This is a genomic window from Pseudomonas rhodesiae (assembly GCF_007858255.1).
Lineage (GTDB): Bacteria > Pseudomonadota > Gammaproteobacteria > Pseudomonadales > Pseudomonadaceae > Aquipseudomonas > Aquipseudomonas rhodesiae.
On sequence record NZ_VFEU01000008.1, the window covers coordinates 169,766 to 185,517 of the forward strand.

A 15,752-nucleotide genomic window follows, 5' to 3' on the forward strand; every position below is an offset into this window, starting at 1 on the left:
TGTGGGAGGGGGCTTGCCCCCTCCCACAGTGGGACTGCATTTCAAGTCAGGTGGGTTGCAACTTCTGTTCGAATACTGAGACTCCATCCAAGTCGCGCAGGATCACCGTCAACTCCCCGGTCTGGCCATCGATATTCACCTCGCCAAAAAACTGAAACCCGGCAAACGGCGAAGTGTTCTGTGCCGGTGGCGCTTTTTCGAACACCACTTCAGGCCCAAAGGTTTTATCCAGCGGATTGGGCCCGAAGCTGCCGGCGTTCAACGGCCCGGCGACAAACTCCCAGAACGGTTCGAAATCCTGGAACGCCGCGCGATCCGGGTGGTAGTGATGCGCCGCGCAGTAGTGCACGTCTGCCGTCAGCCACACATGGTTGCGTACCTGCTGCGCACGCAGGAACGCCAGCAGTTCGGCGATTTCCAACTCGCGACCCTGGGCCGGGCCCGGCTCACCGTTGGCGATGGCCTCCCAACGCGGCACGCCGGGGCTGACTTCACCGTCGGGCACGCCCAGGCCGATGGGCATGTCGGCGGCGATGACTTTCCATTGCGCCTTGGAGCCCTTGAGTTCGCTCTTGAGCCAGTCCAATTGTTCACGCCCCAGAAACGGCTTGGCCGCCCCCAGGTTGTCATCGTTGGGGCCACGGTAGCTGCGCATATCGAGCACAAATACATCCAGCAGCGGGCCATAACTGAGTTTGCGATAGATGCGCCCGCCGCCGTCGGCGCTTTGGCGGCGCATCGGCGAATATTCCAGCCAGGCCTGGCGCGCGCGGCCCACCAGCGTGTTGATGTCGCGGGTCTGGTAGCGCTCGTCCAATTGCTTGCTCGGCGACCAGTTGTTGATCACTTCGTGGTCGTCCCACTGCCAGATCTGCGGTACTTCGGCGTTGAAGCGGCGCACGTTTTCATCCATGAGGTTGTAGCGGTAGTTGCCACGGTATTCGTCCAGGGTCTCGGCGACGTTGCTCTTGGCCTCGGTGGTGATATTGCGCCAGATACGCCCGCCTTCAGTGGCCAGTTGCGCCGGCACCGGGCCGTCGGCGTAGATGGTGTCGCCGCTGTGGATAAAGAAGTCCGGCAGACGCAAGCGCATGGCTTCGTAGATGCGCATGCCGCCGATGTCCGGGTTGATGCCGAAGCCTTGGCCGACGGTGTCGCCGCTCCATACAAAGCGAATGTCGCGGCGCTGTTGCGGCACGCTGCGCAGGTGGCCGAACCAGGGCTCGCTGGCCACGCCGCTCTGGGCGTCTTCGAAATGCACGCGATAGAAAACCGCCTGGTCGGCAGGCAACCCGGTCAGTTCAACGCGGGCGGTGAAGTCGGTGCGGTTGTCGGCCAGCGGCGAAACAAAACGGCGCGGGTTGCTGAACACGCTGCGGGTGTCCCATTCCACCACCATCCGCGCGGGCCGGTCGCTGCGGCTCCAGATCATCGCGCGGTCGCCCAGCAAATCGCCGGACTGCACCCCATCGGTAAGTTGCGGCCGGTCCTTGACCGACGCGATCACCGCCGGCGCCAGACCCGGCAATAACAGACCGGCGCCGACGGCTTGCATCACGCGGCGACGGCCCAGATCGAAGTGGCTCATGCAGGTGCCCTCTTGAGTCTCAAAAGAGGGACTTAACCACGCGGGGATGAAGCGGGTGTGACACTCACCCTGCGGTGAGCCGAGATCCAAATGTGGAGGGGCGGTAGTCATTGCCAGGGCTGGTTCATCTGAGTCCTTGGCTAACGGGCATTGGGGCGTGCCCCTTCCACATTGTCAGGCCCTGCCAGACCGTGTCAGGCGTTAGCCGGCGCGACGCTCAGCTCCACCACTTCCGCCCGTTTGATCAGCGCGTACACCACCCCGGTCAGCAGGCTGCCCGCAACGATCGCCAGCAGATACAGCAACGCATGGTTGATCGCATTCGGAATCACCAGCACAAACAAACCACCGTGGGGCGCGGCCAGTACGCAGCCGAAGTACATCGACAGCGCGCCGGTCAACGCACCGCCGGCGATGCTTGCCGGGATCACGCGCAACGGGTCTTTGGCGGCGAAAGGGATCGCGCCCTCGGAGATAAAACACATCCCGAGGATCATCGCGGCTTTGCCGGCTTCGCGTTCGGTCTGGGCGAATTTGCGCCGCGCCAGGAACGTGGCGATGCCCATGCCGATGGGCGGCACCATGCCGGCGGCCATGGTCGCGGCCATCGGCGCGCCGCTGTGGGCAGCCAGCAAGCCGACGGAAAACGCATACGCCGCTTTGTTGATCGGCCCGCCCAGGTCCACGCACATCATGCCGCCCAGCAGAATGCCCAGCAGCACCGCGTTGGTGGTGCCCATGGTGCTGAGGAATTCAGTCAAGCCGCTGAGCATGCGCGCCACCGGCGGGCCCACCAGGTAGATCATCGCCAGGCCGGTGAACAGGCTCGCCAGCAACGGGATGATCAGGATCGGTTTGAGAGCTTCCATGCTTTGCGGCAGACGCACCACGCGCGTGACGCCTTTGACGCAGTAACCGGCCAGGAAACCGGCAAAAATGCCGCCGATAAAACCCGCGCCCAAGGTGCCGGCCAGCAGGCCGCCGATCATGCCCGGCGCGATCCCCGGACGGTCGGCGATCGAATAGGCGATATAACCGGCCAGCAGCGGCACCATCAAGGTAAACGCGCTGTTGCCGACGGTTTTCAACGCTGCCGCCAAGGTGCCTTCCTGTTCGAACGCATGAATGCCGAACGCAAACGACAGAGCGATCAACAAGCCGCCCGCCACCACCATCGGCAACATGAACGACACACCGGTGAGCAAGTGCTTATAGACACCGGTCTTTTCCGACTTGGCTACCGGCACACCGGCGGCGCTTTCCACCGCGCCTTCGGCCAGGGCCTTGTTCAGGGTCGCTTCCGATTGCTTGAGGGCAATGCCGGTGCCGCAACGGTAAATCTTCTTGCCGGCGAAGCGTTCGGTAGCCACTTCGATATCAGCCGCCAACAGCACCACATCGGCATTGGCGATAGCGTCGGCGCTCAGCGGCGTACGTGCGCCCACCGAACCTTGGGTCTCGACCTGCAAGTCGTAACCCAGGCGCTTGGCCGTCTGCTGCAAGGCTTCGGCAGCCATAAAGGTGTGGGCCACGCCGGTCGGGCATGCGGTGACGGCGACGATGCGCGGGGCATTTTTTGCCGCGACGGGCGCCTGGCTGGCGACATACACCTGAGCCTCTTCAGCGCCGCGACGCAAAACCGCTTCCACATCCGCCAACGCTTGGGCCGGCGAGCTCTGGAACACGCGCTTGCCGACGAAGCGCTGCATATCCACCGGCGTGCTGCTGACCAGCAACACCCACTCGGCGGCGGCCAGAGTCGCGTCGGATAGCGCGCGCTCGGGGTGCTGCACATCCACCACTTCGACACTGGTGCTCCAGCCTTGGCGCTGCGCGGCGGCGTCCAGCAAGCGGGCGCACAGCACACTGGTGACCATGCCGTTGGGGCAGGCAGTAACAATGGCTAACTTCATGACTAACCCTCTTATTGTTCTGTGAGCGGGCGTACATCGACGCCGCTTTGCAGATGCGCCAACTGCGCGTCATCGCTGATGCCGAAACCGATCTGCGTCACCGCCATCGCGGCAATCGCCGTGGCACGGCGCAGGGTCTGTTCGGGGGCCTCGCCACTGAGCAGACCGTGCAACATGCCGGCCAGCAACGAATCCCCGGCACCCACGGTGCTGGCCACGCTGACCTTGGGCGGCGTGGCATGCAGCGCCAGCGTCGGGCTGAACCAGTTCACACCGTCGGCACCATGGGATACCACCACATGTTCCACCCCCTGGGCGTGCAGGCGCTGTGCGGCTTGGCGCTGCTGTTCGAGGGAGTCGGTGGGGCAATCGAGGGCATCGGCCAGTTCTTCGGTGTTCGGCTTGACCAACCACGGGCCGGCTCGCAGACCGGCACGCAGCGCCTCGCCACTGGTGTCCAGAGCAACCTTCAAACCGAGGCCTTTCAACTGCACCAACACATGGTGCAACCACTGCGCACTGACGCCGCGCGGCAAGCTGCCGGCGACCACCACCGCATCGTGACCGGGAGCGATCAGAGTGAGCTGGTTGAGCAAGGCCTGTTGCGCTTGCTCGCTCACCTGCGGGCCCGGCGCGTTGATGTCGGTGACACGACCGTCCTGCTCGGCGATTTTGATATTGCTGCGGGTTTCCCCCGGCACGCGGATAAACGCGTCGGCAAAACCGCGACGAGCAATCAGCGCGTCAAAGGCTTGCGGGTTGTCCGCACCGAGAAAACCGCCCACGGTCAATTGATGCCCCAGATCGGCCAGCACCTGCGCCACATTCACACCCTTGCCGGCGGCGTGGGTCAGCAGGGTTTCGCTGCGGTTGACTTCACCCGGTTCCAGGCGGGCCAAGCGCACCGTGAGATCCAACGCCGGGTTCAGCGTCAGGGTCAGAATCCTTGCCATTTACACCACCTCCACGAGGGCTCGCACATCGGCGGGGGAACCCACCGCCAGTGCTTGTTGTGCCAGGCTCTGGGCCTGGCTCAGACTGAATTCGCGCACACGCGCCTTCACTTCGGGAATGCTGCGCGCCGACACGCTCAGTTCGTCCACTCCCAAGCCCACCAGCACCGGCACTGCCAGCGGGTCCGCCGCCAGTTCGCCGCACACGCCGACCCATTTGCCGTGGGCATGGGCGGCGCGCACGGTGATATCGATCAACTGCAGCACCGCCGGGTGCAAGCCGTCGGCCTGGGCAGATAAGGTCGGGTGGCCACGGTCGATGGCCAGGGTGTATTGGGTCAGGTCGTTGGTGCCGACACTGAAGAAGTCCACTTCCTTGGCCAGCACCGGCGCCAGCAAGGCGGCCGACGGTACTTCGATCATGATCCCCAGTTGCAGGTCGGCCACCGGGATTTCCAGGCGCAGGCGCTCGGTCATGTCACGGGCGGCGCGCCACTCATCGACGCTGCCGACCATGGGAAACATAATGCGCAGCGGGCGGTTATCCGCCGAACGCAATAGCGCGCGCAGCTGCGCTTCCATGATCTGCGGGCGTTGCAAGGTCAGGCGAATGCCACGCACGCCCAGGAAAGGGTTTTCTTCCTCGGCAATCGGCCAGTAAGGCAACGGTTTGTCGCCGCCCACGTCGAGGGTGCGCACCACCAACGGGCGCCCACCGAGGCCGTCGAGAACGCGGCGGTACTCGGCTTCTTGGGTGGCTTCATCCGGCGCTTGTGGGTGAGCCATAAAAATCAGTTCGGTGCGCAACAAACCGATGCCTTCGGCGCCCTGCTCCACCGCTGCGGCGACACCGGCGCTTTCGCCGATATTGGCGAACACTTCCACGGCATGCCCGTCGCGTGTCAGAGCCGTTTCATGGCGCTGGGCGGAGGCCGCTTGCAGGCGTTGTTCACGGGTGTCGCGCTCGACGGTAGCCCGTTGCAGGGTGGCGGCATCGGGGTCCACATGCAGGCGGCCGCGCTGGCCATCGAGCAACAGCGGCGTGCCGGCGGCGACCAGCAAGACGGCGGCGCCAGCACCGACCAACGCAGGTATACCGAGGGCACGCGCGACGATGGCGCTGTGGGCCGTGGCGCCACCGCGAGCGGTGAGGATACCGGCGACGCGCGCCGGGTCCAGGCGCGCCACGTCGGACGGGCCGACCTCGTCCATCACCAGGATGTACGGCTCATTCGGCTCTTGGGCGGTTTCGACGCCGCACAGTTGCGCCAGCACGCGACGGCCGATATCTCGCAGGTCGGCGGCACGCTCGGCGAGCAAGGCGTCCTGCAACGACTCCTGCTGTTTGGCGGCGGCTTCGATCACGCTCATCCATGCGGCTTCGGCGCTTTCGCCTTGCTTGAGGCGAGTGTCGACGTCGTCGGTCAGTTCCGGGTCGTCGAGCATTTCCTGGTGGGTGATGAAAATCTCGCGGATCGCCTTGGATGGGCTGCGCTCGATCAGCCCCTGAATATCGCGGCGCACGTCGGTCAGGGCGGCATGCAGACGCTGACGCTCAATCACCGGTGACTCGCCGCGCAGTGGGTAGTCGAACACCTGCTGGGTCTGGACATGAGCGGGGCCAATGGCAATCCCCGGCGCCGCGGCGATGGCCTGGATCTGGCTACCGGAGGCCGGTGCGCTGAGCAGCGGTTCGAGGTCCAGGGTTTCGGGGGGCGCGCTAACGGTCGGCAGCGGCTCGACCTCTTCACCAAGCCCCTCCTCCACCGCGGCCAGCAGTGCCGGCAGCGCATCACCGGCAATGCCGGGTTCGGCGACGAACTCCAGCACCTGGCCACGGCGGGCGCCGAGGCTGAGCAGCTTGCTCAAACTTTTGACCGAAACCGCGGTGGCCGGACCATCGATGATGCGCACACGGATATCGCCGTCAAAACTTTTGGCTAACTGCGCCAGGATCTTCGCCGGCCGCGCATGCAGGCCGTGGGCGTTGGCCAGGGTAATGCGCGCGCTCGGCCAGTCCGGCGGCAGTTCGCCGCCCAATACTTCAAGCACCGCGCGGCTGCTGGTGGCGCGGCCCAGTTCCTGGCCACGGCCTTCGATCAGCAACGCACACAAACGCTCAAGCAAGGCCTGGTGCGCTTCGCCCAGGCTGGCCAGGCAAAACAGGCCCGTGAGCGGCTGGCCCAGGTAACGCATGGGTTTGTCCGGGGTGACGAACGCCAGGCCCGGGCGCTTGACGGTCTGCTCGCTGTGCAGCCACCACAGGCCGTCGCCCAGGGGCAGCGCATCGACCTGTTGCAACACGGCGGCGAAGCCGTTGCTGACGCAATCGGCCTGGCGCAGCAGGCGTGCCCCTCTCCAGACCAGCTCTTCAAAATCGTCGGCGGACACCCCCAGGCTGATCATCTGTGCATCCAGCGCCAATTCCTGCGGTGCGCCTTGCAACAACTTCAACAAGGCGTCGGCAGAGCCGGCACGACGCAGCGCCTCACCCAGGTCGGTCTCACCGAGGGCTCGGGTCAGCAATTGCAGCAGGCGAAGGTGTTCGTCGGATTGGGCGGCAATGCCGATGGCCAAATACACGATCTGGCCGTCGCCCCAGTCCACCCCTTCGGGGAACTGCAGCAGGCGCACGCCGGTGGCAAACACCTGGTCGCGGGTTTCAGGCGTGCCGTGGGGGATCGCAATACCTTGGCCGAGAAATGTCGAGCCTTGGGCTTCACGGGCTTGCAAGCCACTCAGATAGCCCTCGGCGACCAGACCGTCGGCCACCAGTGTGTCAGCGAGCAGGTGCAAGGCAGCAGATTTATCCACAGCCACCTGGCCCATGGATATCTGCTCTACAGTGAGCTCAAGCATGCCGTTCTCCTAGTTAGTGCGCTGGGCGCACTAGGTATTGTTTTGAATAAAACAGTGTAGGGGTGTTTGAAAATTACTGACTGAGCGGTCAGTTGGCAGGAGCCGCTCGGTCGCGAACGTCGTAAAAATACGCTGGCTGAAACGTTTAATCTAGAATTTAAGGCAGATTACGCGTTAATTGTGCATCCTTGAAGGACCACTCGGCGATTGAGCTGGGACATTGGTCGTGTGCCGTAATCGGTTACGATTGGACAAAATGTCGGGGCAAGCTCCAAAAAACAAGGAAATCCCGGTTTGAAACTCAGTGATATCGCACGTCTGGCCGGTGTGTCCGTTACCACCGCCAGTTATGTCATCAACGGCAAAGCCGCCCAACAACGCATCAGCCACGCCACCGTCGAACGGGTGCGTGCGGTGGTGGAGGCCCACGGCTTTACCCCCAATCCCCAGGCCGCCGGGCTGCGCAGCCGGCACACGCGCACCTTGGGCTTTATTCTGCCCGACCTGGAAAACCCCAGTTACGCGCGTATCGCCAAATTGCTGGAGCAAGGCGCGCGCGCGCGCGGCTATCAATTGTTGATCGCCAGCTCCGACGACGATGCCGACAGCGAACGCCAATTGCTGCAACTGTTCCGCGCCCGGCGGTGCGATGCGCTGTTCGTGGCCAGTTGCCTGCCCACCAGCGACGACAGCTACCGCGAGCTGCAAGCCAAGGGCCTGCCGGTAATCGCCATCGACCGGGTGATGGAGCCGGCGCAGTTCTGTTCGGTGGTCAGCGACGACCGCCAGGCCTGCCAGCAACTGACCAGCAGCCTGCTGCAACCGTTGCCTAAACAGATTGTGCTGATCGGCGCGCGGCCCGAGCTGAGTATCAGCCAGGAACGCGCCGCCGGTTTTCAGCAAGCGTTGAAGGGCTTTACCGGCGAGATGCTCATCGAACACGGCGAAGCCTTCAGCCGCGATTGTGGCCGACAGCTGATGGAGCAATTGCTGCAACGGCTGGGCCATTTGCCTGACGCGCTGGTGACGACGTCCTACGTGCTGCTCCAAGGGGTGTTCGACGCACTGCACGACTACCCGCTCAAATCACGGCCCCTGCGCCTGGGCACGTTTGGCGACACCCAACTGCTGGACTTCCTGCCGCTGCCGGTCAACGCCATGGCCCAGCAGCATCAGTTGATCGCCGACACCGCGCTGCGCCTGGCCCTGGCCGCCATCGAAGAAGAGCAGTACCAACCGGGCGTACACGCCATCGGCCGCACCTTCAAGCAGCGTATTCACGAGGCGTGAACGTGACGCTGATCGACACCCACACGCACCTTGATTTCCCGGAGTTCGACAGCGACCGCCGGGAAGTCCTCGCCCACAGCCGCGAGCTGGGCGTGCAGCGCATGGTGGTGCTGGGGGTGTATCAGCAGAATTGGCAGCGGTTGTGGGATTTGGTGCAGACGGATGAAAGCCTGTTCGCTGCGTTCGGCCTGCATCCGGTGTATCTGGACGATCACCGCCCCGCCGATCTGAGGGCATTAGGCGACTGGCTGACCCGCCTGCAAGGCCATCGGCAACTCTGCGCGGTGGGCGAGATCGGTCTGGATTACTTCCTCGAACACCTGGACCGTGCAGGTCAGCAACAGCTGTTTGAAGCGCAACTGCAACTGGCGGTGGATTTTCAGTTGCCTGCCCTGCTGCACGTACGTCGCAGCCATGCAGCGGTGATTGCCACGCTCAAGCGCATCCGCGTGCCGCGCGGCGGCATCATTCACGCGTTTGCCGGCAGCCGCGAAGAAGCCCGCGAATACATCAAGCTGGGTTTCAAGCTCGGCCTGGGCGGCGCCGCCACCTGGCCCCAGGCGTTGCGCATGCACAAGGTGCTGGCACAACTGCCGCTGGACGCGGTGGTGCTGGAAACCGATTCGCCCGACATGCCGCCCGCCATGTACCCCGGCCAGCGCAACAGCCCCGAGCACTTGCCGGACATTTGCCAGGCCCTGGCCGAGCATATGGGTATCGACCCGCTATCGTTGGCCGAGGCGAGCACACGCAATGCGCGTGAGCTGTTCAATTGGTAGTGTCGGTTCCACGGCGTGCAGGTTGAGGGTGATGCGCTGGCGATGACGGGCATAGCGCAACACCATGAAATGCACCAGCAACACCACCAGCGAAATATTGAACTGCCCGATCACACTGATCAGCCCCACCCACTCTGCCACCAGCGCCACGATCAGCACCACGCAAGTGAACGTCACCATGCTTGGACGCACCAACGCCCAATATTCCAGGGACTTGAAATGGCGCAGTTGGCGAGGGCATCTGAGTTCAAGCTCCCGGTGGCAATACGGGCAGTCGAAGGGCTCCTCGATGGCGATGGCATTCAATTGCCAAGGCTTGAGTTCAAAGGTGATATCGCAATGGGCGCATTGCCCTTTGATGCCGAGTGCAGCGGTCATCGTGGTGCCTCCCCGGCTCCCGGTTTGAATGAAATAAATTCTCACTCATTTACGCGGCCAGAAAAGACACCCCGGAAAATTCAGACGCACACCACACCCGTTAACACTTTAGTCCTACGCCTGCGCCTTACACGCGGAAGGCGCCGATCAGCTGTTTCAACTCCACCACCTGCAATGACAAGCGTTGACTGGCCGCAGCGGTCTGCTGCGCACCGTCGGCGGCATGCTCGCCGGCGCGATTGATTTCGACGATGTTCTGGTCGATATCGTGGGCCACGGCGGTCTGCTGTTCCACGGCTGCCGCAATCTGTTGGTTCTGATCCACGATCATGCCGACGGCACCGAGGATATTCTCCAAGGCCTGCTGGACCTGTTCCGACTGCCCGACCGTGCCATTGGCCATTTCATGGCTGCTGCCCATGGCCTTGACCGCCGCATCCACACCGCTGTGCAAGCGACTGATCATCTGCTCGATCTCTTCGGTGGACTGCTGCGTGCGCCGCGCGAGGGTACGTACCTCATCCGCTACTACCGCAAAACCGCGGCCCTGCTCACCGGCCCGCGCCGCCTCGATCGCGGCATTGAGCGCCAGCAGGTTGGTTTGCTCAGCGATGCTTTTGATCACTTCTAACACCGTGCTGATGGCCTGGCTGTCAGTGGCCAATTGGTTGATCACCCGCACCGACTGGTCGATTTCCGACGCCAACCGCGCGATGCTGCCCTGCTGGGATTGCACCAAGCCGCGACCGCTGACGGTCTCCTGCTTGACGCTATGGGCGCTGCTGACGGCTGCGGCGGCGTTGCGGGCCACCTCCTGGGCGGTGGACGACATCTGGTTCATGGCCGTTGCCACCTGTTCGATCTGTGTGCGTTGGCCGCAGACGGCCTGGTTACTCTGCGCCGAGACCGTTTCCACCTGACCGGCCTGCTGCTCGACCTGGTTGACGGTGTGCCCGACGCGCTCGATCAGATCGTGGATTTTCGCCACGGTGCCGTTGAACACCTGACCCAGGTCACCCAGTTCATCGCGGCTGCGCGCCACGAAGGAGACGGTCATATCACCGGCCGCCACCTTGTCCATCATCGCGCCCAGATGTCGCAATGTGGTGCGCGTGGAGGCATAGAAACCGGCGTAGAGGTAGAAGATCAGCAAAAACACGGCCGTCAACGCCGATACCAGCACCACCATGTGCAGGCGGTTCTGCGTCAGGCGATGCTGCAACTGTTGCTCAAGAAACCCCAGGGTGGCCTCATCGAGTTGATAGGTCTGGGCCATCAACTGGCTGACCGCATCGTAGAACGTCTGCCAGGGCGCATCGAGGGTCTCCGCCATGACCACCTGCTCTTCGAACAGCTCACTGCCTTGCTTGAGGCTGGCGTTACTGGCCTTGGCCAGACCGTCGAGCGCCGTGTGCGCGGCACTGCTGGAGCCCAGCGCATCCTGCAGTTTCAAGCCATATTCGCCGTGGAGTTTTTCCAGTTGCTGCAGCAGTTCGTCAAAGCGCGTGCTGGAAGATGAATTGAGAAACCCCTGCCCCAGCGAATAGGCGCCCATGGCCCGCCCTTCTCCCAGTGTTTGGGTCACCTGCGGCGTGACGCTGGTGATCAACTCAGTCAGCTGGCGCAGATCGCTTTGGGGGTCGCGGCTCAAGCCCGATTGACTGGCGACGATCTGGCCGAGCATCTGCGCCTTGTTCAGCAGCTTGCCGATCAATGCGCTTTTACTCAGCAGCGAAGTCTCCTGTTGCTGGGCCTTGAACGCGCCGATCAATTCGTCGCGCTTGGCCTCGAACACCGCGATTTGCTCGGGGTCAGTGGCCATCGCGGTAAAGCCTTGCAAGCGGCTCAGTACGCTCTGCTCCAAGGCGCTGATCTTGCCTTCCAGATCGCCCGCCTTACCCGACTGGCCCAGAGTGGCGTTGATTTGTACCTGATTATTCAGGGTTTCCAGGTCACGGCGCAGGGCCAGGCTGCTGCCGAGCACGTCGAGGCTTTGCAGTTCGACGCGGGTGCCCTGGAATTCGCGCCACGAATCGCGCACCAGGAAATAGTTGGTGACCAGCATCGGCAAGAGGAACAACACACTGATCAGGCTGAACTTCAGGCCGAAGCTCAGGCGGTTCATCAGCGCGACGGCGGGATAGAGCAAGCTCTTCACAGGTGAACTCCCTTTTTGTTTTATTTTTATTGAGGGCGCAGGGCGGCGGCAGAAAGCCACTATTTGGCGCTCTGTCTGTATAGCTCAATTTGAAAGGGAGTTTTGTAACTTAAGGTTAACAGCCAGTGGGAGCCGAAGAGGCTCCCACGTAACGCGGTCTGCGCTTTACGGCAACACCGTCCAGATGGCGAACCCGGCATACCACAGCACAGCCGCGCGCAGCAGCAGTTCCCATAGGCGGTCAAGGCTGTTGATACCGTCGGCCCCCACTGCCGGCGCCGGTATCTCGGCGGCGGCCAGACCGACTTTATCCACCAGTTGGGCGGCGCTGATGTCCCAGCTCAGTAGCTCGTGCAGCATGACCCGACTGACCGCGACAAAGTTGCCCACCAAGGCAAAACTGGCGGCCAGCAGGCGCACCGGCAACCAGTCGAAGGCGTGGCGCATTTGCCCGGCGCGCTCGGCGACCAGCGGGTTCTGGCTGTGTTCGCTGGCCAACGCCAGCAGGCGATATGCCAGGGCAGCGACCGGGCCCAGCAGGAAATACCAGAAAATCACCGCAAAAAAGCTCTGGTAGGCCTGCCATAACAGGTGGCCCTGGACCCGATCGAGCAGTTGCTCGCCGCTGTCGGCGCCCAGCTTGAGGTCGCGCTCGGCGACGTGCTCGGCGGCCTGCAAGTCGCCGCGTCGCCAGGCATCGCGGAACGGGCCCAGATCAGCCAGCAGATCGCCACGGCCCAGGCTGTAGATCACCACCAGCAGGTGCACCGGCAGCGCCAGTAAGCCATAGGCCACCGGTTCCAGTACCAGCAGCAACAGCGCCAGCAATGCCACCGGCAGCAACACCAACAAGGTCAGAATCAACCAAGGCCGCTGCGCCATACGTGGGCTCGATTCCAGTTTGGCCAGCTCGCGCAGCCAGCCGCCATCGCGCTGCAACCGATGACGCAGGGCCGAGAACTTCTCGATCCAGACCGCCAACACCAGTACCAGGAAACTCATCAGGTGTGTCCTCCATCCTGCAGGGCGCTGCGAAAGCGCTTCCAATCAAAAGCGGGGCCGGGGTCGGTCTTGCGTCCCGGCGCGATATCGCTGTGGCCACAAATGCGTTGCGGGGTGATATCAGGGTAAGCCGCCTGCAATTGGCGGGTCAGGTCGATCAGTGCACGGTACTGGGCATCGGTGAACGGCAGCTCGTCCGTGCCTTCCAGTTCAATGCCCAGGGAAAAATCGTTGCAGGTTTCCCGCCCCTCGAACTGCGAAACGCCAGCATGCCAGGCCCGGTCAAGGCAGGACACAAACTGCGTCACCGTCCCGTCGCGCTCAATCAGAAAATGCGCAGATACCCGTAGGTCGGCAATCCCTTCAAAGTAAGGATGTTCCGTGACATCCAGGCGATTCTGGAAAAACGCCTGCACTTTGCCAGTGGCGAACTGCGCCGGTGGCAAGCTGATGTTGTGCACCACCAGCAGTGAGATTTCGCCTGCGGGGCGCTGATTGAAGTTGGGCGAAGGGCAATGACGAATGCCCTGGCACCAACCGCTGGCGGGGTCCAACTGCATACAGGTTCCTTGAACGGGGCAACAGGTGACCAGTATGCCGCGTTCGACCCCGAGGTTGCGATCACTTGCCGTGATTGAGTTGCCGCAGCTTACTGACTACGGCATCCAATGCACGCTCGAACAGCGGGCTGTCGTCCAGAACCTGCAAGGCGCCCTGCTTAAACGCCAGCGCCAGCTGGCCGACGCTTTTTTCCAGCACCTTGAGCCCCGTGCGGCTGACGAACACATACGCGTTGGCCGGGGCCATGATCGCTGCGAGCTTGCAGCGCTGGGTAACGACGCCATCCTGCTGAAACATGACCCAAGCGCCGACCCGCAGTTGATGAACCTTGAGCAGGTCAGGATCGTTGGGCGCCAGATCGAGCGCTGGGTCCAGCGGCCGCTCGCTGAATACCAAAGGCTCGCGTACTTCGATCAGCTCGTCGACACCGTCCGCCGGCTGCACATGCATAGCCTGGAGGCGGACGAAAAATTCTCGGGTACTGAAAGGGTCGAACGCCGCGCTGGTCAAACCGTCGCGCAGCGCCTTGAGCAAGCCGGGCAAATGCTCCAGCAAGCGCCGCCCGGCCTCGGTGTCTTCCTGCAGGCCGACGCTCCAGATCAGCTCGTCCATGGTGCGCAGCGCCGATTGCCATTGCACCGACTCCTCTCCGTGCTTGAGGCTGGCCAACAACAGCACCTGGCTCCAGGCCTGTTGCAGAAACTGCACAACGGCGAGGGGCAACACTTTGCCCAGCAACCGCCTATTGAGCACCTCGGCCACCCGCTGACGGGCCTCCTCGGTGCGCACCCGGCCTTCTTCGGCATCGCGGGTGTGCTGTTCGAGCAACTCGCTGCGGCGACACTCATCGGCGGCGAACGCGCTGAACTCAGCGAGCAATTGGGCAAAAATCGCCGGATCTTCGACAAACTCATTGAGCAAACGCTGCACCACCTGCTCGATGCGCAGGTACAAAGGGTCACGCGGGTAGTCATCGCACAGGTTGCAGCCCATGGCCATCGCAGCGATTTCGTTCAGCAGGCGCCGCGCCGGGTGGCCGGCATGGCTGAAAAGACTCTTGTCCAGCACCGCCACTTTGAGCATTGGGATTTGCAGGCGCGCGATCAGCGCTTTGAAAGCGTCCGGGACGGTAGGGTCGTTGAGGATAAATTCGAACAGCAGGGCGATCAGATTGATGACGTCTTCATCGGCCTCCTCCACCACCCTTGACTTGCCGCTCTTGACGCTGACACGGGTGAGCAATTGCTCCAGCTGGTTGCACAGGTCGAAATCGTCCTCGGCGTCCGGCGTCGGCACGTACTGCTGCAAATGGGACAACAGGCGTAGCAGGTCCCGCGTAGCGATAGGCTGGGGTTCGGCGCTGGCTTCGAGGGTCGGCGCCACGCTGCCGCGCACGGGTTTGAGCAAGGCTTGCAGCGCCGCAAAAGCTTGCTGGCCGTTTTCGTCGAGGGGTTGATCGGCGCTCGGCAGTGCGTCTTCGCGCGAGCGTTCACGGGCGGCCCGCCCACCGGCACGGCGCGAAGGCACGGTCTTGAGCTCCGGCAACACCCCCGTGGCGACCAGCAATTGATTGGCTTCGGCATAGAGTTGATCGGCATCGCTGAGGACATACTTCTCGAATAGCTTGAGCATGATCAGTTTGACGCGAATCTCCACGCCCAGGCTGCGCCCCGCCTGCAAGAAAAATTCGCACAGCAGCGCCGGGCCCAGGGGGTTCTCACGCTCGTCCAGGGCATTGCCGAGTACCGCGCTCAGCCGCGCAGTGAGCTGCGACAGTGCCAGTCCATCGCGATGCCGGACGCGGCCCAGCATGGCTTCGAGCGCCACGGCTTTTTCCAGTGCGTCATGGGACGAACTGGGTGTCGCATCGTAGGAAACCACCGGCACCAACTGCAGCTCACCGCGCCCGGTGTCGCCCAGGCCGGCAAACGCGGCAAACAGGCGCTCCATGAACACACGCTCGAAGTTTTTGCGCTTGAGGCGCAGGTCGCGCATGGCTTCAAAGAAAATATGGTGATCGACGGTGCTGCGGGCCTTGTCGGCCATTTCAAATAGCGTGTCGTCGGCGTTATCGAAGAGTTCCTGCAGGCCTTGCTGCAGCTGCTGCGCCGCCTTGTCGCGAACTTGCAGCAACACGACCGGCAGGCGGGCCAGCGGCGATGGCGTGGCACGCGCCTTATTGATCGGCACCACCTTTCCGTCATTGTGCATCCTGGCCTCCTGAAACGGCGGTATTGAGTTGGACGACAATCATCGACAGGCCGCATCGAA

At 63.0% G+C, this 15,752-nt stretch carries 11 protein-coding genes and 1 pseudogene; 2 read left to right on the top strand and 10 right to left on the bottom strand.

Features of this window, described 5'->3' with window-relative positions; genetic code table 11:
* Positions 1–46: 46 nt before the first annotated feature.
* The 4 genes from FIV35_RS14725 to ptsP all read right to left on the bottom strand — a co-directional run bounded on the left by FIV35_RS14725 (position 47) and on the right by ptsP (position 7,313).
* Positions 47–1,588 carry an alkaline phosphatase D family protein gene (locus FIV35_RS14725; RefSeq protein WP_034136946.1) on the bottom strand — a complete coding sequence of 514 codons (1,542 nt, stop codon included), beginning with the start codon at positions 1,586–1,588 and terminating at the stop codon, positions 47–49.
* 194 nt (positions 1,589–1,782) lie between these two features.
* Entirely contained in the window at positions 1,783–3,501 is a 1,719-nt protein-coding gene (locus FIV35_RS14730; RefSeq protein WP_034136945.1) for a PTS fructose-like transporter subunit IIB, read from the bottom strand.
* 11 nt (positions 3,502–3,512) lie between these two features.
* Complete coding sequence (pfkB, locus tag FIV35_RS14735) at positions 3,513–4,454, bottom strand: 1-phosphofructokinase (protein WP_034136944.1); 942 nt, start codon at positions 4,452–4,454, stop codon at positions 3,513–3,515.
* Entirely contained in the window at positions 4,455–7,313 is a 2,859-nt protein-coding gene (gene ptsP / locus FIV35_RS14740; protein WP_034136943.1) for a phosphoenolpyruvate--protein phosphotransferase, read from the bottom strand.
* Between the two features lie 294 nt (positions 7,314–7,607).
* Here ptsP and cra point away from each other — a divergent pair, with 294 nt between their 5' ends.
* Both cra and FIV35_RS14750 read left to right on the top strand, forming a co-directional pair.
* Positions 7,608–8,603 carry a catabolite repressor/activator gene (gene cra / locus FIV35_RS14745; RefSeq protein ID WP_034111727.1) on the top strand — a complete coding sequence of 332 codons (996 nt, stop codon included), beginning with the start codon at positions 7,608–7,610 and terminating at the stop codon, positions 8,601–8,603.
* A gap of 2 nt (positions 8,604–8,605) precedes the next feature.
* Positions 8,606–9,382: a TatD family hydrolase gene (locus FIV35_RS14750; RefSeq protein ID WP_034136942.1), complete on the top strand. Its 777-nt coding sequence runs from the start codon at positions 8,606–8,608 to the stop codon at positions 9,380–9,382.
* Here FIV35_RS14750 and FIV35_RS14755 read toward each other — a convergent pair.
* From FIV35_RS14755 to FIV35_RS14775, 6 genes and pseudogenes are all read right to left on the bottom strand, one after another.
* Positions 9,329–9,760 (bottom strand): hypothetical protein, encoded by a 432-nt coding sequence (locus tag FIV35_RS14755; protein WP_034136941.1) that lies wholly within the window; start codon positions 9,758–9,760, stop codon positions 9,329–9,331. The genes FIV35_RS14750 and FIV35_RS14755 overlap by 54 nt on opposite strands.
* Positions 9,761–9,887: 127 nt before the next feature.
* The gene (locus FIV35_RS30305) at positions 9,888–10,817 is read right to left on the bottom strand and encodes a methyl-accepting chemotaxis protein (RefSeq protein WP_414860534.1); all 930 of its coding nucleotides are present in this window, start codon (positions 10,815–10,817) and stop codon (positions 9,888–9,890) included.
* Positions 10,794–11,885 (bottom strand): annotated as a pseudogene (locus FIV35_RS30310) (methyl-accepting chemotaxis protein); the annotation flags it as partial. The pseudogene FIV35_RS30310 and the gene FIV35_RS30305, both read right to left, overlap by 24 nt.
* Positions 11,886–12,083: 198 nt before the next feature.
* On the bottom strand, positions 12,084–12,920 hold the full coding sequence (gene ampE / locus FIV35_RS14765) for a regulatory signaling modulator protein AmpE (RefSeq protein WP_034095841.1): 837 nt from the start codon (positions 12,918–12,920) through the stop codon (positions 12,084–12,086).
* Complete coding sequence (gene ampD / locus FIV35_RS14770) at positions 12,920–13,480, bottom strand: 1,6-anhydro-N-acetylmuramyl-L-alanine amidase AmpD (RefSeq protein ID WP_034111723.1); 561 nt, start codon at positions 13,478–13,480, stop codon at positions 12,920–12,922. Before ampD ends, ampE begins: the two co-directional genes overlap by 1 nt.
* A gap of 61 nt (positions 13,481–13,541) precedes the next feature.
* Complete coding sequence (locus FIV35_RS14775; RefSeq protein ID WP_034136939.1) at positions 13,542–15,692, bottom strand: DUF1631 domain-containing protein; 2,151 nt, start codon at positions 15,690–15,692, stop codon at positions 13,542–13,544.
* Positions 15,693–15,752: the final 60 nt, after the last annotated feature.